A 20,882-nucleotide genomic window follows, 5' to 3' on the forward strand; every position below is an offset into this window, starting at 1 on the left:
CCGGCCCGCGGGTGGAACCTCGCACCAGGACGCAAAGGCGCCACAAGTCGCGCGTGCCACACACGTTTCTGTCGATTCCACCGCCTCGGGCGCGGCCGAAGGACGAAACTGGGGACCGCCGTAGCCACGTCGAAGTCAGGGGGCCACATGTCGTTTCCTCCGCTGGACACGGCCCTTCCCGCAGGGGTCGACGCGCGTGAACACGCGCGCCTGTTGCGCAAGGTGCACGAAGCCTCGCTCAGTGGTCGTCCGGCGCCCGTCCGGCTGCGTGCGGTCATCGAGGACTCCTGGCAGCGCATGCGCCGGTTCGGCATCGATCCGGACGACGCTCCGCCGCCGCGCGTCACCCGCCTGGACGAGCTCCACACCTACCGGTCCAGCTCACCCATCGCCGAGGTCCTGCCGCTGATCCGCCGGTCCCTGGTCTCGGTGGCCGACGAGGCCGACCACATCATGCTGGTCACCGACGCCGCCGGACAGATCCTGTGGCGCGACGGTTCGCACCGCATGAGGTCGGCCGGAGACCGGGTCGGGCTCGTCGAGGGGGCGTTCTGGAACGAGGGGAGCACCGGAACCAACGCCATCGGCACCGCTCTGGTGGTGGGGCGCCCGGTCCAGGTCTACTCGGCCGAGCACTTCGTCCGCCAACTGCACACCCTGACCTGTGCCTGCGCCCCCATCCACGACCCCCGGGACGGCCGCCTGCTCGGGGCCGTCGACGTCACGGGTCCGGTGAGCACCGTCCACCCCTCGACGCTCGCCCTCGTGCACGCCGTGGCCCAACTGGCCGAGGCGCACCTGCAGAGCATCCACCACACTCACCTGGAGCGGCTGCGGGCGGTGGCCGCACCCCTGCTGGCCGGGCTGGGCGGACGCGCGATGGTGGTGGACGAGGCCGGGTGGACGGCCGCCGTGGTGAACATGGAGCCGGTGCGCCGCGTGCTCCTGCCCACGCTGCGCGACACCGGGACGGCCTGGCTGCCCGCACTGGGGGAGTGCTCCCTGGAGCCGCTGCCCGGCGGGTGGCTCGTGCGGCCGCTGCACGCGGAGGGCGGCGACACGCCCTCCACGGTCACCCTGGACCTGTCGGGCGGCAGCCCGACGGTCTCGGTGGCCGGTCCGAGCGGGCAGTGGTCCCACCGCCTCACGCCTCGCCACGCAGAACTCCTGCTGCTGCTGGCCGTGCACCGGCAGGGGCGCACGGGCGTGCAGCTGTCGCAGGACGTGTTCGGCGACGGCGGCCACGTGGTGACCGTGCGCGCCGAGCTCTCGCGGGTGCGCCGCCACCTGGGCGGGATCATCGAGAGCCGCCCCTACCGGTTCGTCGAGGACGTCCGGGTGCGGGTGGACTATCCGGAGAGCCGCGTCGACCTGCTGCCGGGGTCCGTGGCCCCCGAGGTCCGCCGGTTGCGGAACACGGTGCAGGAAGGCGCTCCGATGGTCGCTCTTGGCGACGTAGCCGCAACCTAGTGCAACCATTGCTGTGGCGGCGGTGGGTGGTGTTGTCTGTACCCGCGCGGCCCGGAGTCGGGGCGGTCGTCGGGTTGAGCAGGGGGAACGGCGGTCGCGACCCGGTGTCGGAGCCACGTCCGCGGCCTTCGAGCCTTGAGGGGGGTCTTCGGGGGAGGGGCGGACGAGCCCACGGGCCGCAGGTGATCCGGAGGGGTCGGGGGAGCCCCCGGGTCACCGCTTCGGTGGCGCGGCCTGGAGTGAGGTCACCTCCAGGCCGCGCAGCCGCGGAGTCGGCTGCCGGGCGCGCACGAGGGGACGCGCCCGGCACCGGCACTACTCCGTCTCCCCGGCCGGCGCGGCGCCGGTCCCGCCGTCGTCCGCGTCGCCGTCGCCCGCCTGGCCCCCCTCGGCCTGATCGCCCTCCGCGCCGTTGCCGTCGGCGGCCGCCACGGGCGCGCACTGGAAGCAGTCCAGCTCGAAGACTTGTTCACCGGCCACGCTGCCGGTGAAGTCACCGGGCAGGCTGTCGTCGCCGGCCCCGCGCGCGGCCAGGTCCGCGCGTGCGAGGCGTCCCTCGAAGGCGGCCTCCTCGCCCTCGCCGGTGACCCCGGTGCAGTAGACCGCGAGCAGACCGCCGTCCTGATCCGGCGGGCTCGCCTCCCCGGTGTCCGCGGCTCCTCCGGAGCCGTCGGCCTCCTCGGTGCCATCGTCGGCGGGGGCCGAGCCCCCGGGGTCGGCCGAGGGCTCGGCCGGGGCCTCGTTCGTGCACTGCAGACCGCCGTCCAGGGTGTGCCCGCCGCGCGCGAAGGCGCGTTCGGCGCCCGGGCGCAGCACCGACACCGACAGGGCGCCGGCGGCCGCCTCCAGCTCCAACCGCTCGGGGTCGGCCTCCTGGTCGCCGTCGTCGAGCGCGCAGGACGTCGTGAGCACGCAGGCCAGCAGCAGCGCCGAGAGCGGCGCGAGAACGGTGGTCGAGCGGACTCGCATGGGTTCCCCCTCCAGGTGCGGGATCCGGTGCGGGTGTCACTGCGTGCGCACCCGACGTGACCAATGTCGCTGATGGGAGGCTTGCCGACTATGTCCGACTCGGGAGAAAAGAGTGAAGAGTCCGCCATGTTCTGGCAATCCGAGGTGTGGCACCCCCACCCGGCCGGGGATCCAGGCGGCAGGGCCCGTCGTCGAGCGGGCCCGCCGGGAGCGGAACGCCGGTGCGGTCACGGGCTCGGCCGGAGCCTGGACCCCGGGCCGACACCGCTCGTGGGCTACACTCTGGACATTTACCGAACCGTGTTCATCCACGGCTCGCACAACCCGAACCTCACAGCGCCACCGTGCGGCCCCGCCGCGTCACCGGCATCCTGTGAACCACCGGGCCGCGGCGGGCGTCGAACTCCAGACCAACGATGGTCGGGGCCGGCACCCGGACGGCCCCGCTATTTCCGTCCTTCCTTCGGAGGTGGACCGTGTCCGCTGACCACCGAGAGCAGCAGCCCAACCCTCAGGGCTCGCGTATCGACCCGCACGTCGGCCGCTACGCACGCCGAGCACAGGGGATGGTCGCATCGGAGGTCCGGGCACTCTTCGCCGTCGCGTCCCGCCCGGAGGTCGTCTCCCTGGCCGGAGGCATGCCCAACGTGGCCGCGCTCCCGCTCGACCAGATCGGCGAACTGGTCAAGGACGTGGTCTCCGAGGAGGGCGCCGCGGCCCTGCAGTACGGCTCGGCCCAGGGCGACCCCGTCCTGCGCGAGCAGCTCTGCGACTACATGACGCTGGAGGGCATCACCGCCAGCCCCGACGACGTCATCGTCACCGTGGGCTCCCAGCAGGCCCTCGACCTCATCACACGGGTCTTCGTCGACCCCGGCGACGTCGTCCTGTGCGAGGCCCCCACCTACGTCACCGCCATCAACACCTTCGCCGCCTTCCAGGCCGACATCCAGCACGTGGGCATGGACGAGCGCGGCGTGGTCCCCGAGGAACTGGAGCGCTCGCTCACCGAGGCGGCCAGGGCCGGGCGCACGGTCAAGTTCTTCTACACGATCCCCAACTTCCAGAACCCGGCCGGCCTCACCATGAGCGCCGAGCGCCGCGCCCGCGTGATGGAGATCTGCGAGCGCCACGACGTCCTGGTCGTGGAGGACAACCCCTACGGCCTGCTGCGGTACGAGGGCGACCCCGAACCCACCCTGTTCTCCCACGGCAGCGGCAACGTCATCTACCTCGGTTCGCTGTCCAAGACGCTCTCACCGGGCCTGCGCATCGGTTGGGCGCTGGCCCCGGCCGCGGTCCGCGCCAAGCTCGTCCTGGCCGCCGAGTCGGCGATGCTCAGCCACTCCACGTTCAACCAGCTCGTGGTGCGCCGCTACCTGAACACCTTCCCCTGGCAGGAACAGATCAAGGTGTTCAACACGATGTACAGCGAGCGCCGCGACGCCATGCTCAACGCGCTGGACGCGATGATGCCCGACGGGTGCACCTGGACCAGGCCCGAGGGCGGCTTCTTCGTCTGGGCGACGCTGCCCGAGGGCATCGACGCCAAGGCGATGCTGCCCCGCGCGGTCGCCGAACGGGTCGCCTACGTGCCGGGAACCGGCTTCTACGCCGACGAGCGCGGACGCGCGAACATGCGGCTGAGCTTCTGCTATCCCACGCCGGAGCAGATCCGCGAGGGCGTGCGCCGCCTGGTCGGCGCCATCGAGGGCGAGGTCGACCTGCGTGATACGTTCGGCACCACTTTGACCCCGCCCACCCGAGGCAGCCAGGCACCCGCCCCCGACCTGCCCTGAGACAGCCGTGAGGGCACCCCGCACCATGACAGCAGCACAGAAGGAGGTCCGCGCCGTGGCCGACCTTGACCGCGTTCTCGTTCTCGCCGGGGGACTGTCCCCCGAACACGAGGTGAGCGTCCACTCCGGGCGCAGCGTCGCCGAGGCGCTGCGGCGCCTGGACGTGGAGGTGCAGGTCGCCGACGTGGACTCCACCCTGCTCGGCCGACTGGCCGACGACCCGCCCCAGGTGGTCTTCCCCGTGCTGCACGGATCGGCGGGCGAGGACGGAGCGATCCGCGAGGTCCTGGAACTGGTCGGGGCGCCCTACGTGGGCGCCCGGCCCGAAGCCTGCCGCCTGGCCTACTCCAAGCCCGCGGCCAAGGCGCTGCTGGCGGCGCGCGGCGTCCGGGTGGCGCGCGGGGCCGCCCTGCCCAAGTCGACCTTCCACGACCTGGGCGCCCCGGCGCTACTGGAGCGGCTGGCCGACCGCCTGGGCCTTCCGCTGTTCGTCAAGCCCGACCGCGGCGGGTCGGCCTTCGGCGCCGCGCCGGTCACCTCGCTGCACGACCTGTCCGCGGCGCTGGTGTCGTGCTTCGCCTACAGCGACTCCGCCCTGATCGAGGAGCAGGTCCAGGGTACGGAACTGGCCGTGGGCGTGGTGGACACCGGGGAGGGCCCGATGGCCCTGCCGCCGGTGGAGATCGTCCCCGACGGCGGCGTCTACGACTACGCGGCGCGCTACACCGCCGGGCGCACCGAGTTCTTCTGCCCGGCCCGCCTGGACGACGACGCCCTGGAGGCGGCCACGCGGGTCGCGCTCACCGCCCACGAGACGCTGGGCCTGCGCGACCTGTCGCGCACCGACGTCATCGTGGGCCGGGACGGCGAGGTCACCTTCCTGGAGACCAACGTCGCCCCCGGGCTGACGGAGACCTCCACGTTCCCCATGGCGGCGGGCGCGGCCGGACTCGACTTCGCGGTGGTCTGCCGGGAGCTGGCCCACCAGGCCTACCTGCGCGGCTGACCCGGTCGAGCACGGCTGACCCCGCCGCGGTGCGGCCCGGACCCGATCGGTCCGGGCCGCACCGCGTTCCGGGGCGCTTCTGCCCGCTGGGCGGCGCCACCCGCTCGCCGCCCCGTCGCGAAGGCACTCTGGACCTGTACACATGGTGCCGACGGCGGTAGGGTCAGTCCAAACCGACCGTCCGGTATGTCAACGGGAGCCCCCATGGAAACGGCACTTCGGATCTGCCCGCTGTGCGAAGCCACCTGCGGCCTCACCCTCACCATCGACACCGGGCGGGTGACCGCCGCCCGCGGTGACCGCCAGGACGTCTTCAGCGCGGGATTCGTCTGCCCCAAGGGCGCCACCCTGCCCGCCCTCGACAACGACCCCGACCGCCTGCGCCGCCCGATGGTGCGCGAGGGCGAGCACTGGCGGGAGGTCGACTGGTCCGAGGCCTTCGCCGCCGTCGACGCCGGGCTCTCCGGCGTCGTGCGCCGCCACGGCCGCGACGCGGTCGCCGCCTACCTCGGCAACCCCAACGTGCACACCCTGGCCGGGCAGCTCTACTCGGGCCTGCTCGCGCGCACCCTGGGCGGCGCCAACATCTACAGCGCCAGCACCGTCGACCAGATGCCCAAGCACGTCTCCTGCGGCCTGATGTTCGGCGACCCCCTGGCCATTCCCGTACCGGACCTGGACCGTACCGACCACCTGCTCATGCTCGGCGCCAACCCCGTCGAGTCCAACGGCAGCCTGTGCACCGCGCCCGACTTCCCCGGCCGGCTCAAGGCGCTGCGCGCCCGCGGCGGCCGCCTGGTCGTGGTCGACCCCCGGCGCACCCGCACCGCCGACCTCGCCGACGAGCACGTCGCCATCCGGCCCGGCACCGACGCCTACCTGCTCTTCGCCATGGCCCAGACCCTCTTCGCCGAGGGCCTGGCCGACCCCGGAGCCCTGGCCGAGCACGTCGAGGGCCTGGCGGAGGTGCGCGCCCTGGCCAAGGAGTTCACCCCCGAGACGGTCGCGCCCGTCTGCGGCGTCGACGCCGACCACATCCGCGGGATGGCCCGCGACCTGGCCGCGGCGCCCACCGCCGCCGTCTACGCCCGTGTGGGCACCACGACCGCCGAGTTCGGCACCATCACCAGCTGGCTCGTGGACGTCCTCAACCTCATCACCGGCAACCTCGACCGCCCCGGCGGCGCCCTCTTCCCCCGCCCCGCCCACCGCCCCGCCGGTGCCGGCCGCAGCCGCCCCTTCCGGCTCGGGCGCTGGCGCAGCCGCGTGCGCGGCCTGCCCGAGGCCAAGGGCGAGCTACCCGCGGTGACCCTCGTCGACGAGATCGCCACCCCCGGCACCGGACAGGTCCGGGCCCTGGTCACCGTGGCCGGAAACCCGGTGCTGTCCACCCCCGGCGGCGACCGCCTGGACCGGGAACTGCCGGGCCTGGAGTTCATGGTCAGCGTGGACCCCTACCTCAACGAGACCACCCGGCACGCGAACGTCATCCTCCCGCCCGCGCCGCCGAGCCGCACCCCCCACTTCGACCTCGCCTTCGGCGAACTCGCGGTGCGCAACACCGTCCGCTACTCGCCCGCGCCCCTGCCCCTGGACGAGGGGGAGGCCGACGAGTCGCTCATCCTGCGCAGGCTCGTACAGATCGCCGCAGGCCAGGGCCCGGACGCCGACCCCGACGCGGTCGACGAGGCCGAGACCGCCCGGATCCTCGCCCGCGCCGTCGCCGACCCCTCCTCGTCCGTGCACGGGCGCGACCCGGCCGAGCTGAGCGCGGCCCTGTACCCGGGCACCTGGTCCGAGCGCCGGGTCGACCTGCTCCTGCGCCTGGGCTCCTACGGCGACGCCTTCGGCGCCCGCCCCGACGGACTCACCCTCCGGCGGCTGCTGGACGCGCCGCACGGCGTGGACCTGGGCCCGCTGGACGCGCGCGTCCCCGAGATCCTGTCCACCGCCTCCGGCCGGGTCGAGGCCTGCCCCGCGCCCCTCGCCGAGGACGTCGCCCGCCTGAGCGAGGGGCTGGCCGCGCGCCGCGACTCCCTGGTGCTCGTGGGCCGACGCCACCTGCGCTCCAACAACAGCTGGTCGCACAACGTCCCCCGGCTCACCGGCGGCAGCAACACCTGCACCCTGCACGTCCACCCCGACGACGCCGACCGCCTGGGCCTGGCCGAGGGCGCCGAGGCCACCGTGCGCAGCGCCTCGGGCGAGGTGAGCGCCCCCGTCGAGCGCACCGGCACCGTCGCGCCCGGCGTGGTGAGCCTGCCGCACGGGTGGGGGCACGGCCTGCCCGGCACCCGTATGACGGTCGCCGCCCAGAACCCGGGGGTCAACGTCAACGCCGTCACCGACCCCTCGGTGGTCGACCCGCTCTCGGGCACCGCCGTCCTCAACGGCGTCCCCGTCGCGGTGCTGCCCCAGGGCTGACCCGCGCCGACACGCACCCGGGGCACCGCGTGTCCCCTGGATCGGCCGGTCGGCGCCGCCGTAGTGTGGTCCCGCTGTGGCGTTCCGATGGCGTCGGCCGGTGAGGGGCCGCGCCCGTCGGGGCGCCCCGACGCGCTCCCGCTCCGCGCCGACCCGCACGCGCCCTGACGCCGCTCCGGCGGTGTCATGGATGGGAAGTACCGTGTCCGACGATCCCGCGATCGGCCCGTACTGGTTCCGCGCCGTGGCCGAGGGCGACGACGGCCTGGTGTCCGAGGTCCGCGAGCGCCTGGCCGGGGGTGGCCTGCACCTCGTCCCGTGGCGCCCGGACACCCGCGGCGACGGCGTGCTCGCCTGCACCTCACCGGGCGAGGGCGTGCACGGGCTGGTCCGCCGGATGTGCCGGGTCGGCCGTGTGCTCGTGTTGTGCGTGGGACACCGGGAGGCGGCGCCGGACGAGGCGTGGGGGCTCCTGCGCCACGGAGCCTCCGACGTCCTGTCCTGGGCGGGCGGCGGAGACGACGTGGTCCGCGCGGTGGCCGCCCGGCTGCGGCGGTGGCGGCGGGTCGAGGAACTCCTGGACTCCCCGGTCGTGCGCGACAACCTCGTCGGGCACGGCACCGTATGGCGCTCGGTCCTGTCCGACCTGGTCGAGACCGCCGCCTTCACCGACAACCCGGTACTCGTCACCGGAGAGACCGGCACCGGCAAGGAACTCGCCGCCCGGCTCGTCAACGCCCTCGACCGGCGGTCGGGACGGTCCTCCCTCGTCCTGGTGGACTGCACGACCATCACGCCGACCCTGGCCGGAAGCGAGTTCTTCGGGCACGAGAAGGGCAGTTTCACGGGCGCGGTCGGCGCCCGCGACGGCGCCTTCGCCCTGGCCGACCAGGGCACCCTGTTCCTGGACGAGGTGGGCGAGCTGCCCCTGGACCTGCAGGCGGAGCTGCTGCGCGTCATCCAGGAGGGGACCTACAAACGGGTCGGCGGCAACACCTGGCACACCACGCGCTTCCGCCTGGTCTGCGCCACCAACCGGGATCTGCACGAGCGCATCCGCCAGGGGACCTTCCGCGGAGACCTCTACTACCGCATCGCCGTGTCCCGCTTCCACCTGCCGCCCCTGAGGGAGCGCCCCGACGACATCCTGCCGCTGGCCGAGCACTTCCTGCGCCAGGCGATGCCCGACCACCGCCGGCCGTGCTTCGACCGCGCGGTCCGGGAGATGCTCGTCGCCCTCGACTACCCCGGAAACGTCCGCGAGCTCCGTCAGCTCGTGTACCGGATGGCCGCGCGGCACGCCGGGCCGGGTGCCGTCACGGTGGGCGACGTACCGAGCGACGAACGTCCCGCGCGCGGCCCCGAGCCGCTGGAGTGCTCCCTGGCCGGCCCCGTGCGCCTGGCCCTGGTGCGCGGAGCGACCCTGGCCCAGGTCAGGGACGCGGTGCGCGACGAGCTGATCGGCCAGGTCCTGGCCGAGGAGGCCGGCCGCGGCCGGACCGGACTGCTGCGGCGGGCCGCCGACCGCCTCGGCGTGAGCGTGCGGACCCTGCAGGTGTGGCAGCACGACCGCGCCGCCGACACCGCCCCGCCGCGCACTTCCTAGCCGCTCACCGGGTCGGCGAGCGGCCCCAGGTGCGCCACTCGTCCGGAATCGGGTTGCCGCCCTTGAGGTGGAACCCCGGCCCGCCGTCCTTCAGGCCCAGTTCGTCCACCCCCCACTGGCCGACGTTGTACCAGATGTCGGGTCCCGGGCAGTTGGTCCTGGACCCGCTGGCCTGCCGGTGGGCCAGCACGTGCGTCAGACCGATCTCCCGCACCAGGTGGCGCAGCAGGCCCCGTCCGGCGCTCACCTGCGCCTGGGTCAGCTCGTGGCACCCGTGCGTGTCCGGGCTCCAGCACCTGCCGCGGACGCTGGGCAGGTTGCCCGAGAACTCGACCGCCACGCTGCCGGAGTTGAACCCGTTGGACGCGTACAGGTAGGTGGTGACCGGGTGCAGTTGGGCGAGCCTCCCGCTCTCCGTGATGATGTAGTGCGCCGTCACCTTGTCGTACCGGCCGGGGCCGCGGCGCGGGCTCCGTCTGAACGCCATCTGATGCAGCACCAGCGCGTAGACGGTGTCGGCCGGCCGCGGCCGGGCCCGCTTGTGCTCTGAGTGCGGATACGGGGTGTCGGTGCGGTCCTCGACCGTGACGCCGGAGGAGAAGGGCCACCAGGAGAGGAACCCCTCCTCGCCGTCGTCCCCGCGATCCTCGAACAGTGCGTCGAGCGGCCGCGGGCCGGTGGTGTGGTGCGTCATCGCTGCCTCCCCGCCCCGCCGCGGCCCGCAGCCGGGCCCGCGGCGGCGTCGGGATCGGGCCCCTCAGGTCAGGGCCTGCTTGGAGGGCTCCCCGCGTCGGCCGAGGAGCTTGGACGGATCGGTGTAGCGGATCCGCATCTGCGCGGAGTCGATGGTGTCGGCCGACAGGTCCACTCCCGTCGCGGCGCGGTAGGCGTGGATGTAGCCCTGGATCTCCGGCCGCCAGAACCGCGCCCAGTTCGAGGCCCGCTCGACGTCGGAGGCGCCCACCCAGTCGTCCTGGCGCACCGACAGCAGGACCTGCTCGCCGAACACGGCCAGGTCCCGGAAGTGGGTCACCCCGGCCGTGCGCCAGCCGCGCAGGGACGCCATCGACTCCACCCGGCCCATCCAGGGCTCGGCGTAGGGCACCATGACGCGTCCGCCCAGGAAGTCGCGCATCTCCGGGCGGGCCAGCAGCCACTGCATGATCAGCATCTCCTGGCGGGCCTGCCAGGGCAGGTCGCCGTACTGGTTGTGCGCCCCCTGCGCCAGGATCAGGTGCAGTTCCTTGAGCGCGTTCAGCAGCGGGAACCCGTCCGCGCGGTAGTTGGTGTCGTCCTCCTCCTTGAAGAACACCGTCGCCAGGTGCAGGAGGTCGTGGAAGGCCTCCAGGAACCGGCGGCGGCTGTCGGCCGGGTTCATCGCGGGCACGGCCTTGCCGCGCAGGCGGAGCCCGTACTGGTGGTCGTACTCGTAGGTGCGGCGCAGCACGCTCAGCCGCCGCGGCTCGTCCTGGATATAGCCCCAGATGAGGTTGTTCAGCGGCCGCAGCGGGTCGATCTCCAGGTTGGCGAGCGGGTTGCCGCGGCCCACCTCCCGGTTCTGGAAGCGCAGGCTCACCGACTGCATCGTCTGCACGAGCATGCCCTGCTCCTGCCAGTACGACCAGATCAGCTCCAGCAGGCAGGGCGGCGAGATCCGGGAACGGACGATCCCGTAGCATCCCGGCTCCGCCGACGACTTGAGCGGGAGCTCGCCCAGCGCACGGATGATCCGATCGGTGTAGGGCAGCACACGCGCCTCACGGGTCCCCTCCCGTGCCAGGGCGACCAGGTACTCCTCCCGGTAGCGCCGGGTCAGCTCCGTGAAGTCCTCCAGACCGTGGTGGGCCAACCGCTGCAGGCTCTGGTCGTTGGCCTCCTGGGTGTGCGCGGAGCGGTCGTAGGTGCCCACCTCGCACATGAGGAACTTCTCGGTCGCCTCGCGCAGGTGCTCGTAGGCGTCCACCCCGAAGTAGGGCGAGTGCTCCGCCTCCCCCGTGCCGTACTCGGCGCAGAACGCCCTGGCCAGGTAGGACTCGTAGGCGTCGTAGGAGACGGCGGCGGCGCGCTCGCGGATCTTGGCGAAGAGCCACTCGTTGGACGTCTCCGAGCGGGCCTCGCGCTGGGTCAGCACCGGGCCCTCCACGCGCACGCGCACGGGCCGGCCGAGCCCGTCGGCGTCCGGCTCGGGCGCCTGATCCGCCTCCCCGGCCAGGTCCCGCACCTGCTCGACCAGCGCGGCCTTGACGTCGGCGGGCGCCTGGTCGGAGTGCTCCCTGACGATCTCGGCCAGGATGTCCACGGTCAGCTTCTCGGCCAGCCCCGGCTCATCGCGGATGAGCCGGAGCAGGCCCCCGGTCGTGTCTGACATCGCAGTGTCCTCCTTCCGCGTTCCGGTCTCAGACGCCGGTGATGACGATGCTCCGGCCCCGGCGGACCCAGCGTCCCGAGCGCGGGGCGGTGGAGACCTCCGACTCCGTGCGCACCAGGCCCGGCGCGTACCGCTCGGCGGCGGTCGCCAGCGCCTGCCGGGCCGCGGCCCGCGGGTCCTGGTCCTGGGGCGCCAGCGCGGCCTGCCGGGCCGCCTCGTCGGCCAGGCGGACGAAGCGGCGGGCCACCTCGAACTCCTGGTCCTCTGGGCTGAGCCCCTCCAGCTCCAGCTCGAACGTGCGCCCCGCGGCGGAGCCGAGCGCGGCGCCGACCGCGCCGCCGGCGGGGCCGCCGAGGGCCGTGCCCGCCGCGCCCCCGGCGATCGGCAGCGCCTTCCTGGCCACGCCCTTCAGGCCTCGGCCCAGTGCGCGGCCCACCGGTCCGCGCACGGCCCGCTTGACGGACTTGCGGGCGCGACGGAAGACCTTGCCGAGGAACTCGTCGAGCTCGGCGTCGTCGGTCACCGACAGCAGCTCGGCCGCCAGTTCCATCTCCTCGCCCTCGTCCAGGTCGTCGACGTCGTCGTACTCCCGCTCGGGGCCGCCGTGTCCCGACTCCTCCGGAAAGCCGAACTCGTCCATCTCCGCCTCCTCCTCGTCGCGCGAGCGCGCGCCCCGGTCGTCGTCGGTGTAGCGCGGTCCGTCGGTTCCCAGCTCGCGCGCGGCGGTCAGCGCCGCGTCCATCGCCGTGCGCCACGGGTCGGTGCCCGTTCGGGCCCGCGCGGCACCGCGCGCGGTGGCGTCGGCGAAGCGGACCAGATCGCGCGCGACCTCCAGGCCCGCCTCGTCGTCGGCCTCGGGCGCCTCCAGCTCGCCCTGGCCGTAGCGCGACAGGGCGGATGCGGCGATGCGCCGGCCGATGCGCTCACCGGCGCCGCGGGAGCCCAACCGGGCGCCGGCCGCTCCTCCCACGGCGCCGGCCAGGGCGGGCAGGCCGGTGCGGGCGGCCCCGGTGACCGCGTCCCGCACCACACCCCCGACCGCCCGGCCCACGTCCGAGCGCAGGGACCTGCCCGCCGCCCGGGCCGCCTTCCTGGCCAGCTTGCCGATGAACTGGTCGAGCTCCTCGGGCCCGTCCAGGTCCACCAGCTCGTAGGCCAGCTCGTTCTCCTCGGCCGCCGCCCCGTTGTCGTCGGCCGCGTCGTCGTTCTGCAGGATCAGATCGAGGTCGTGCATCGGTCTCCCCCTCCGGGCTGCGGATGTCCTCGCCCCCCTCTCAGCAGGAGCCGTGCCACGCCCGACCAGCGGTCGGAGGGCGTCCGACGCGCAGCCGGCTGCGCGGGAAGCGCGAAAGCGGGCGCGGAGGGCGCAGCCGGCTGCGCGGGGTCGCCTCAGCCGCGCCGGGACGCGCAGGCGATGTCGAGCTGGGCCCGGTACTTGACCACCGTGCGGCGTGCGACCCGGTGGCCGCGCCGCTCCAGCTCCGCCGCCAGTTCGGCGTCGGTCAGCGGGTGCTCCTCGTCGGCGACGATGGTCCGCAGCGTCTCGCGCAGGCCCGGAGCGGTCGGGAAGAAGTCGGCGAAGGGGACCGTGCGCCCCGAGGGCAGCCGGACGGCGCGGTCGCGCACCGCCCGCCCCACCGTGGACTCGTGCAGCCCCAGGCGGTCGGCGAGCGCGCTGCGCGTCAACGGGCGCATCGGAGCGCCGGTCAGCACGAAGTCGCGCTGGTGCGCGGCGGCGGCCTCCGCCACCGCACGCATCGTCCACCAACGGCGGGCGACCCGGTCGAGGAACAGCCGGGCCCGCTCCACGGCCGCACGGGCCCGGAGGGCCTCGCCCGGTGTCACCGGAGCGCCGGCAAGCCGCTCGAAGCGCTCGTCCACGCGCAGGAGGACGCGGTCGGCCTCGACCACGCGGGCGGCGACGCGGCCCTCGTCGGCGCTCAGGACCACGTCGGGGGCGGTGTACACCACCGGCGCGGTGTGGTCGCGGTCGGCGTCCAGGACGGGATAGGGGTGCAGGTGCTCCCGCACGAGGTCGCACGCGGCGGCGACGTCGTCCGGCTCGGCGCCCAGGGCACGCGCCGCGGCCGCGGCCCCGCCGCGTGCGAGCGCCCCGCCCGCCTCGCCCACCAGAGCCCGGGCGAGGCGGGTCAGGGGTGTGTCCTCGAGGGAGTCCAGGTCCAGGAGCAGGTGTTCGCGCAGGCTCGACGCCGCCGTTCCGGGGCAGGTCACGCCGCGCAGGGCACGGACGACCCCCTCCACCCGGCCCACGTCCACGCCCAGGGCCTCGGCGGCCTCGGCCGGCGTGCCGTCCAGGATGCCGTGCTCGTCCAGCGCGGCCAGGACGTAGCGTGCCACCGGCAGGTCGTGGCCGGGCACCAGCGGGGCCAGGTCGCGCAGCAGGGCCTCGGCGAGGGGGAGGGCCCCGGGTACGTGCTCGCAGGAGCCGGTGGAGCGGTCGGTGCCGAGGTCACCGTCCCGGTACCGCGGGGCCGGCGCGCAGCACGGGCCGCGCACGACACCGCCGCACACCGGGCATGCGGCGTCCTGGCGGTCCAGCGCCGGGTTGGTGTCGAGTTCGGCGGCCACGGCCGACTCGAACGCGGCTCCGCCCAGGGACAGCAGGCGCGCGTAGGCGACCTGTTCCGGCGTGCAGCGCGGCTCCAGTCGTGGCTGTGGTATCTGCCCCAGTACAGGCTGCATGACGGCCTCCCGCCTCAACCCCGGTCCTTCATCGAGCATCTCACGCGTGGCGCGGGTCCGGCCGACGGGCCGGTGCGCCCTCCGGCGGCCGAGGGCGGGACCGGGTCACCGCCCAGGGCTCGATCCAGCGCCCACCTCTCCAACAGGCCCCTGACCAGGCGGCTCTCGTCGCCGGGACCGATCAGCCCGTCCGCGCGGGCCTGGCCCACGACGGCGAAGGCCAGCGAGGGCGACAGGTGCGCGGCCGTGCGCGGATCGCGCCGCCAGCGCAGGGCGATCCCCCTCAACCGTGCGGGCGAGCGCTCCCGCAGGGGCAGGGACCGCGCCAGGCTCCGTTCGCCGAGGGCGGGGGAGCGGTGGCCGGCGATGAGTCCCACCAGTTCGGGGAGGGTCGCCAGCAGCCGGTCGAACTCCGGGCGGTCCGGGGCGGCGGGATAGAGCGCGGTCCAGGCGCGGACCAGCCGCCGCCACTGCGGGTGCGGGTACAGGCGCGCGCCGAACGACGCGCTCAGCAGCACCCGGATCCACGGCACCGGGTGGGGAGCGTCCGGGGACAGGCGGAACACGAAGGCCCGGGGCAGACTCACGACCTGGATCAGGCCCAGGGTGGCGCACACGCCCACGCTCGCCACCGCCCAGAAGTCGGGGATGGCCTCACCCAGCCACCGCTGCCACAGGTCCCAGGCCGGGCGGTCACGCGGCGGGGCCTGCGACCGGCGGCGCGTCACGTCCCGGCCGACGGACGCGCGCAGGTCGAGCAGGGCGGCGCCCTGGTGGCCGACCTCGTGCATCAGGGACGAGGCGATGGCGGTGCCCACCATGCGCTCGCGGGGCACGCGCACGATCGCCACCGGATTGGGGGGCCCGCCCGGCAGACGTGTGCGGGCGCGGCGGATCGCCGCGCCGGGTCCGCGGTCCAGGTAGCACACGACCTCGGGTAGGCGCCCTGCGCGGGCCAGGGGAGCGGCGGCACGCAGTCCGTCGGCCGCGGCGGCGTCGAGTCCGGCCAGCCACACGCCCGTGTCGTGTTCGCTGCGCTGGGTGATGACGTCGGCGAACAGGTCGAACTGCGACAACAGGGCGTTGAACTCCAGCCGGAGCAGGACGAAGGACCGTTGGGCACGCGCCGGGTCGGTGGCCTCGGCACGGGCGCGCAGCCAGGCGAGATAGCGTTCGACGCGCCGCCGCAGCAGCCGACGGCCGCGGGCCAGGAAGCGCTCCACCTCCAGCAGGGCGGGAGACGGCAGGGCCGCGGCCGGGACCATGGTCTCGTGCAGGGCGAACGGCCGGACCAGGGCGAGCCGGTCCAACAGGGCCGATGCCTCCGACTCCAGCAGGTCGAAGGGCGGTGCCAGGGGAGCGCGTCCCGCCGTCGGGGTCCCGACGGCCATCGTCCGGTCCACGTCGTCCATCGTCGCCTCCCGGGTCCGTCGGCGTGTGCCCTCGCCACTCCTCCAGCAGGATTCGTGCCACGACCGCCTCCGACGTGGCAGGACACCGCGCCCGCCCGGTCGGCCGGGGCCGCCGGGCGGGCGCGGTTCACTGCGCCGAGGTGCCCAGTGCCCGCTCCACGCCGGCGCGTACGGTCGCCGACAGCAGGTCCACCTTGTAGCCGGTGGCGGGCAGCGGGTCGCACAGGTCGGCCAGTGCCGCCAGCGCGACGTCCACGCCATCGCCCGGCGCCGTTCCGGGCACCGCGCCGACCAGCGCCTCCGCCACGTCGGGCAGGAGCAGCGGGGTGCGGGCCACCCCGCCCACGGCCACCGAGGCCGAGGCGACCGGGCCCGCGCCCCCGCCCCCGCACACCAGCCGCACGGCCACCTCGACCAGCGGCCACTCGGCGCGCGAGCGTCCGGTCGCGCGCAGGTAGGCGGCCCGTTCGCCCGGGGCGGGGACCGGCAGCGCCACCGACACCAGCACCTCCTGGGAGCCCAGAACGTGGTCGCGTGTGGCGTCCGTGCCGTCGTAGAGCTCCGCCACGGGTACCTCCCGCTCCCGCCCGCCGGCCACCCGCACCGATGCCCCGTACGCCAGCAGCGCCACCGCCAGCGAGGACGGGTGCGGAGCCGCGCACGGCCCCTGGTCCACGACCACTCCGTACAGGTGGTCCCCGGACCGGGCCGGACAGGAGTCCCCACCCGTCTGGAAGCAGTCGAAGGCCGGGTTGCGCAGGTACCAGCAGCGGTTGCGCTGGAGCAGGTTGCCGCCCACGGTGGCCGTGCCCCGCACCTGCTGTGTGGCCAGTGCCGAAGCGGCCCGGGCCAGCGCCGGATAGGAGTCGGCCAGGAGGGGATCGCCGGAGAGCTCGGCGATCCTGGTCAGCGCGCCCACACGTGCGGACCCGTCGGCCTCCCACGCCACGCCCCGCAGGTCGCCGACGCCCGTCAGGTCCACCACCGGCGCGGACTCGACCACCCCGGCGGCCAGGCACACGGTCAGGTCGGTGCCACCGGCGCGCGGGCGGGCGCCCGTGCCGTCGAGCAGGGCCAGCGCGGCCCCCAGGTCCGTCGGTCGGGTGATGGTCATCGCAGGCCCCTGATCAGTCGGTCCGGTCGGATGGGCAGCTCGCGCAGGCGCACACCGGTGGCGTCGTGGACGGCGTTGCCGAGCGCGGCGGCCACGCCCACGACCGACACCTCGCCCAGGCCGACCCCGCCGCCCCGGACGTGCTCGAACCCCTCCTGGTGGAAGTACACCTCGGTCTCGGGCACGTCGCCCATCCCGGGGATCCGGTAGTCCTCCATGGTGTCGGTGAGCACCACGCCGGTGGCCGGGTCGTCCCTGCGCTCCTCGAACAGGGCGTAGCCCACGCCCTGGACCACCGCGCCCTCGCACTGATTGCGCGCCAGCCGTTCGGAGTAGACGCGTCCGGCGGCGATGCCCGCCCAGCAGCGGGTGGGCCGCACCCGTCCGAGCAGGGTGTCGACCTCGACCTCCATGACGTGGACGGCGCCGCTGAGCCCGCGGCCCAGCGCGAGGTCGCCCATGTCGGGGGAGAGGTGACCCCAGCGGTCCGCCCCGCGCTCGCCGACCACCCGCACGCCCTCGGCGCCGGTGAGCGCCTCCTTCAGGGCGCGCTCGGGGATCGGCCCCGCGGCGGGCACGTCCGGGGCGTGCTCGCGCAGCGCGGCGCGCATCCGTTCGGCGGCCTGGGCCGCGGCCGGGCCCATCGAGGTGGTGGTGCGGCTGCCGTAGGAGCCGGTGCCGTGCACCGAGGAGCTGTGCCCGATCTCCACCCTGAGCGCCGACGCGGGCACCCCGAGCCGTTCGGTGACCACGTCGCTGAGCACGGAGCGGATGCCGGTGCCCAGATCCTGGGTGGCCGAGCGCGCCACCAGTACGCCGTCCTCCACCGAGAGCTCCACCTTGGCCCGGGGCGCGAGAAGGTACATCCAGTTGGCGGCGGCCACGCCCACGCCTCGGCGGAACCGGCCGGTGCGTGCGCCGCGCGGACGGGAGCGCCACAGGTCCAGGCGGGCGGCCTTCTCGTACAGCGCCCGGCGCTTGGGGTTGCCGTCCCAGCGGGCGCGCAGGGCCAGAGGGTCCTCGCCCAGGCGCAGGGCCATCTCGTCCACGGCCTGTTCCAGGGCCCAGGCCATCGGCGGGCCGCCGGGCCCGCGCATCGGCTTGCCCGGGGGGCGGTTGGTGACCACGTCGAAGTCGCGTACCCGGCGGGGCGAGCGCCCGTACATCAAGAACGCGAGCGTGGCCGTGTTGGACCCGGTCGACACGCCGCCGTCGCCGTAGGAGTCCACGGTCATCGCCGACAGGCGGCCCTCGCCGTCGGCCAGCAGGGCCACCCGGGTGCGCGTGCCGGGCCGGTGCCCGGCGTCGGTGAGCTCCTCGGCGCGGTCCAGGGACACGCGCACCGGGGCACCCGCCGCGCGGGACAGCTCCACCGCGGCCACGACGTCGGTGCTCAGCCCGTTCTTGCCGCCGAAGCCGCCGCCGACGAACTCGGTGACCACGTGCACGCGCTCGCGGGGCAGGTCCCAGCGCTCGGCGGCGCGGTCGGTGACCTGGACCACCCCCTGGGTGGACACGCGCAGGCGCAGGTCGCCGTCGTCGTCCCAGGAGGCCACGCACACGTGGGGCTCCAGTGCGCTGTGCACCTGCGTGGCGGTGGTGTACTCCTGGGCCACCAGGAGCGGGTCCTGGCGGTCCGCTGCGGCGCGCACCCGCCGCAGCGCGGTGGTCCCGCGCCAGCCCACGGTGCTGGGGCCGCGTGTGTTGCCGTTCCACCGGGCGGGCGGGGTGGGGCCCTCGGAGTAGCTCGGGGCTGCGCGCTGCTCGGCCCGGGTGGGATAGAGGACGGGGGCTCCCGGGGTCTGCGCGGCCCCGGTGTCCAGGACCGCGGGCAGGGGGTCGTAGCCGATCGTGACCGCGGCCGCCGCCGCCCGGGCTGCTTCGGCGGTGGGAGCGGCCACGGCGGCGATCGGCTGTCCGACGTAGCGGACGGTGCGGTCGGGGCCGAGCAGGTCGACCAGGACCGGAGCGGTGCCCGCGGCCGGGGCGGGCCGGTCGGCCTCGGGCGGGCGGGCGCCGCCGGGGTCGACCGAGAGCACGCGTGCGTGCGCCCGGGCCGAGCGGACGACCACGCCCTCCCAGGTGCCGTCGGGGAGCCGGTCAGCGGTGAACTCGGCGCGGCCGGTGACCTTGTCGAGGGCGTCGATCCGGGGCGGGTCCTGCTCGGAGGCCTCGTCGAAGGTCCCGGCGCAGGCGTCGGCCACGGCGGCGAAGATCCCCTCGTAGGCGCCGCACCGGCACAGGTGCCCGGCCATGGCGTCGGCGATGGTCTCGCGGTCGGGCCGGGTGTCGCCGTGCTCGGCGCGCCAGGTGTCGACGAAGGCCGAGGCCTCCACGACGAAGCCGGGTGTGCAGTATCCGCACTGCAAGGCGTCGTGGGCGGCGAAGGCCCGCTGGACCGGGTGGTCGCCGCCCAGTCCTTCCACGGTGGTGACCGCGCGACCGGCGAGGCCGTCGGCGGGCAGGAGGCAGGAGACGGCGGGGGAGCCGTCGACCAGGATGGTGCAGGCGCCGCATACGCCCGACCCGCAGGCGACCTTCGTGCCGGTCAGGCCGAGCCGGTCGCGCAGGTGGTCGGCGGCCGTGCCGCCGGGTCCGTCGGGTGCCGGGCAGGAGGAGCCGTTGACTTCCACGTCCATGTGGGTCCGTCCCGTTGCTGCGAAGTTGACACTGACAACTTAGGGGTGGCCCCGTGTGCTGTCAACGACGGCCCGCGGGGAGGTCCGTGGCGGCGGCCGGGGTCTTCGGGGCGGCCGCCGCCGACGGCGGAGGAGGGGATGCGCAGGTGCGCCGAGGACCTGTCGTGGCGGTGGGGCGCAGCCGTGGGCTCGCCGCGCGCGGTGCCGGCCGGACTCCGAGTCCGACCGGGGGCGCGCGACAAAGGAATCTACATCGTAAAGGCGGCGCTCACGTTCCGGGGTTGTGGGCGAGAACGAGGTCGGTGAGCTCCTGGCTCGGGAAGTCCATGACCACCACTCCCGTGCGGTACGCGCCCGACGAGCGCAGATGGGCCAGGGCGTGGTCGTTGACGCCCCGCAGGCCCAGGGCGCCCCAGGCCACCTCGCGGGGGTTGGCCCACGGCGCCCCGCTCCCGCTGAGGTGGTTGACGTAGAGCACGTCGGCGGGTCCCGAGGCTGCCGCCGCGAAGTGCGAGCGCGCGCTCTCCCACTTGGCCGGGATGTCGAACAGCGTGGGCACCCGGTAGTCGTCCTGGACGTCGAGCACGCCGGCGTTCCACCGCACGCCGTAGTCCCGCGTGGCCGCGAAGTCCTGCACGACCACCACGCGCCCCCGGACCTCTCCCAGCGCGGGTACGCGGTTCCCGCCCTGTTCCGGCGGCACCCACAGGTGGGCGGCGAGCAGGTCCCGGGTTTCGGGATCGTGCTCGACGTAGTGGTTCAGCGTCTCCTCGTAGGTGCGGGTGTTGCCCTCCTCCGTGTGCTCCTTCTTCATGCGCATGAGCACGGTCTCGCCCGGGTTGGCGGCGAGGAAGGCGGTCACGGCGCGCACCACGTCGGTGAAGTTGAGGTTCAGGTACTCCGCACCGTGGTGAATGGTGAACGCGTCATGGAAGTGGCGCGTGCGCACGTCCAGGAAGCGCACACCCGAGGCCAGTTGGCCGGTCAGGGCCAGGTCCTGGGTCCGTGACCAGACGCTGCCGGTCCAGGCACCGCTGTCATGGGTGCCGGGCAGGGACAGCGACGTCAGAGCGGTGGAGTCGGGGAGCGGCGCCATCCACGCCGCGCGATCGACGGACACCACCGAGGCGGCGGGCGGGGGAGCGGCCACGAGGGCGAACGCGGCGGTGAGCGCCGAGCCCAGCACGGCGCGGCGGCGGGGGGAGTGGTGCATGGGGGTCCTTCACCGGTGGGGGCGGGCGGGCCCGCGCGGGGACCGCCCCGACTGCCGACCACCCTGCCACGCGGCGCCCGCCGTGCCATCCCCCCGGAAGCGGGGACGCCCGCCGCGCCGCACCGGAACGCCGCTCGCGACGGGCGGCATCCGCCGAAC

Annotated in this window: 14 protein-coding genes; 5 read left to right on the forward strand and 9 right to left on the reverse strand. The window is 74.7% G+C overall.

Features of this window, described 5'->3' with window-relative positions:
• Positions 1–147 precede the first annotated feature (147 nt).
• A complete protein-coding gene (locus M1P99_RS24520; RefSeq protein ID WP_304454934.1) occupies positions 148–1,470 on the forward strand; it encodes a GAF domain-containing protein in 1,323 nt (440 codons plus the stop codon).
• Positions 1,471–1,785: 315 nt separating this feature from the next.
• On the opposite strand, the gene M1P99_RS24525 is transcribed toward M1P99_RS24520, so the two are convergent.
• Positions 1,786–2,439 carry a hypothetical protein gene (locus tag M1P99_RS24525; protein WP_304454935.1) on the reverse strand — a complete coding sequence of 218 codons (654 nt, stop codon included), beginning with the start codon at positions 2,437–2,439 and terminating at the stop codon, positions 1,786–1,788.
• Positions 2,440–3,005: 566 nt separating this feature from the next.
• Here M1P99_RS24525 and M1P99_RS24530 point away from each other — a divergent pair.
• The 4 genes from M1P99_RS24530 (at position 3,006) to M1P99_RS24545 (ending at position 9,274) form a co-directional block, all read left to right on the forward strand.
• A complete protein-coding gene (locus M1P99_RS24530; RefSeq protein ID WP_304455821.1) occupies positions 3,006–4,238 on the forward strand; it encodes a PLP-dependent aminotransferase family protein in 1,233 nt (410 codons plus the stop codon).
• Between the two features lie 25 nt (positions 4,239–4,263).
• On the forward strand, positions 4,264–5,244 hold the full coding sequence (locus M1P99_RS24535; RefSeq protein WP_304454936.1) for a D-alanine--D-alanine ligase: 981 nt from the start codon (positions 4,264–4,266) through the stop codon (positions 5,242–5,244).
• Between the two features lie 204 nt (positions 5,245–5,448).
• Positions 5,449–7,668: a molybdopterin-dependent oxidoreductase gene (locus tag M1P99_RS24540; RefSeq protein ID WP_304454937.1), complete on the forward strand. Its 2,220-nt coding sequence runs from the start codon at positions 5,449–5,451 to the stop codon at positions 7,666–7,668.
• Between the two features lie 190 nt (positions 7,669–7,858).
• Complete coding sequence (locus M1P99_RS24545; RefSeq protein ID WP_304454938.1) at positions 7,859–9,274, forward strand: sigma 54-interacting transcriptional regulator; 1,416 nt, start codon at positions 7,859–7,861, stop codon at positions 9,272–9,274.
• A gap of 4 nt (positions 9,275–9,278) precedes the next feature.
• Here M1P99_RS24545 and M1P99_RS24550 read toward each other — a convergent pair whose 3' ends face one another.
• From M1P99_RS24550 to M1P99_RS24585, 8 genes are all read right to left on the reverse strand, one after another.
• Complete coding sequence (locus tag M1P99_RS24550) at positions 9,279–9,968, reverse strand: peptidoglycan recognition family protein (RefSeq protein ID WP_304454939.1); 690 nt, start codon at positions 9,966–9,968, stop codon at positions 9,279–9,281.
• Between the two features lie 63 nt (positions 9,969–10,031).
• Complete coding sequence (locus M1P99_RS24555; protein WP_304454940.1) at positions 10,032–11,642, reverse strand: hypothetical protein; 1,611 nt, start codon at positions 11,640–11,642, stop codon at positions 10,032–10,034.
• A 28-nt stretch (positions 11,643–11,670) separates the two neighbouring features.
• Positions 11,671–12,876, reverse strand: coding sequence for a hypothetical protein (locus M1P99_RS24560; protein ID WP_304454941.1), 1,206 nt, complete (start codon positions 12,874–12,876; stop codon positions 11,671–11,673).
• A gap of 155 nt (positions 12,877–13,031) precedes the next feature.
• On the reverse strand, positions 13,032–14,345 hold the full coding sequence (locus M1P99_RS24565) for a hypothetical protein (protein WP_304454942.1): 1,314 nt from the start codon (positions 14,343–14,345) through the stop codon (positions 13,032–13,034).
• 14 nt (positions 14,346–14,359) lie between these two features.
• Positions 14,360–15,757: a hypothetical protein gene (locus M1P99_RS24570; protein WP_304454943.1), complete on the reverse strand. Its 1,398-nt coding sequence runs from the start codon at positions 15,755–15,757 to the stop codon at positions 14,360–14,362.
• 127 nt (positions 15,758–15,884) lie between these two features.
• Entirely contained in the window at positions 15,885–16,871 is a 987-nt protein-coding gene (locus M1P99_RS24575) for a xanthine dehydrogenase family protein subunit M (protein ID WP_304454944.1), read from the reverse strand.
• Positions 16,868–19,510 (reverse strand): molybdopterin-dependent oxidoreductase, encoded by a 2,643-nt coding sequence (locus M1P99_RS24580; protein WP_304454945.1) that lies wholly within the window; start codon positions 19,508–19,510, stop codon positions 16,868–16,870. The genes M1P99_RS24575 and M1P99_RS24580 overlap by 4 nt, the downstream gene beginning before the upstream one ends.
• Positions 19,511–19,778: 268 nt before the next feature.
• On the reverse strand, positions 19,779–20,723 hold the full coding sequence (locus M1P99_RS24585) for a phosphatidylinositol-specific phospholipase C (protein WP_304454946.1): 945 nt from the start codon (positions 20,721–20,723) through the stop codon (positions 19,779–19,781).
• Between the last annotated feature and the right edge of the window lie 159 nt (positions 20,724–20,882).

The sequence above is a fragment of the Nocardiopsis sp. YSL2 genome, assembly GCF_030555055.1.
Classification (GTDB): domain Bacteria; phylum Actinomycetota; class Actinomycetes; order Streptosporangiales; family Streptosporangiaceae; genus Nocardiopsis.

Excerpts from the sequence above, each read along its gene's own strand:
- M1P99_RS24520 (WP_304454934.1), top strand. The coding sequence starts at position 148 with ATGTCGTTTCCTCCGCTGGACACGGCCCTTCCCGCAGGGGTCGACGCG.
- M1P99_RS24525 (WP_304454935.1), bottom strand. The coding sequence starts at position 2,439 with ATGCGAGTCCGCTCGACCACCGTTCTCGCGCCGCTCTCGGCGCTGCTG.
- M1P99_RS24530 (WP_304455821.1), top strand. The coding sequence starts at position 3,006 with ATGGTCGCATCGGAGGTCCGGGCACTCTTCGCCGTCGCGTCCCGCCCG.
- M1P99_RS24535 (WP_304454936.1), top strand. The coding sequence starts at position 4,264 with ATGACAGCAGCACAGAAGGAGGTCCGCGCCGTGGCCGACCTTGACCGC.
- M1P99_RS24540 (WP_304454937.1), top strand. The coding sequence starts at position 5,449 with ATGGAAACGGCACTTCGGATCTGCCCGCTGTGCGAAGCCACCTGCGGC.
- M1P99_RS24545 (WP_304454938.1), top strand. The coding sequence starts at position 7,859 with ATGGGAAGTACCGTGTCCGACGATCCCGCGATCGGCCCGTACTGGTTC.
- M1P99_RS24550 (WP_304454939.1), bottom strand. The coding sequence starts at position 9,968 with ATGACGCACCACACCACCGGCCCGCGGCCGCTCGACGCACTGTTCGAG.
- M1P99_RS24555 (WP_304454940.1), bottom strand. The coding sequence starts at position 11,642 with ATGTCAGACACGACCGGGGGCCTGCTCCGGCTCATCCGCGATGAGCCG.
- M1P99_RS24560 (WP_304454941.1), bottom strand. The coding sequence starts at position 12,876 with ATGCACGACCTCGATCTGATCCTGCAGAACGACGACGCGGCCGACGAC.
- M1P99_RS24565 (WP_304454942.1), bottom strand. The coding sequence starts at position 14,345 with ATGCAGCCTGTACTGGGGCAGATACCACAGCCACGACTGGAGCCGCGC.
- M1P99_RS24570 (WP_304454943.1), bottom strand. The coding sequence starts at position 15,757 with ATGGACGACGTGGACCGGACGATGGCCGTCGGGACCCCGACGGCGGGA.
- M1P99_RS24575 (WP_304454944.1), bottom strand. The coding sequence starts at position 16,871 with ATGACCATCACCCGACCGACGGACCTGGGGGCCGCGCTGGCCCTGCTC.
- M1P99_RS24580 (WP_304454945.1), bottom strand. The coding sequence starts at position 19,510 with ATGGACGTGGAAGTCAACGGCTCCTCCTGCCCGGCACCCGACGGACCC.
- M1P99_RS24585 (WP_304454946.1), bottom strand. The coding sequence starts at position 20,723 with ATGCACCACTCCCCCCGCCGCCGCGCCGTGCTGGGCTCGGCGCTCACC.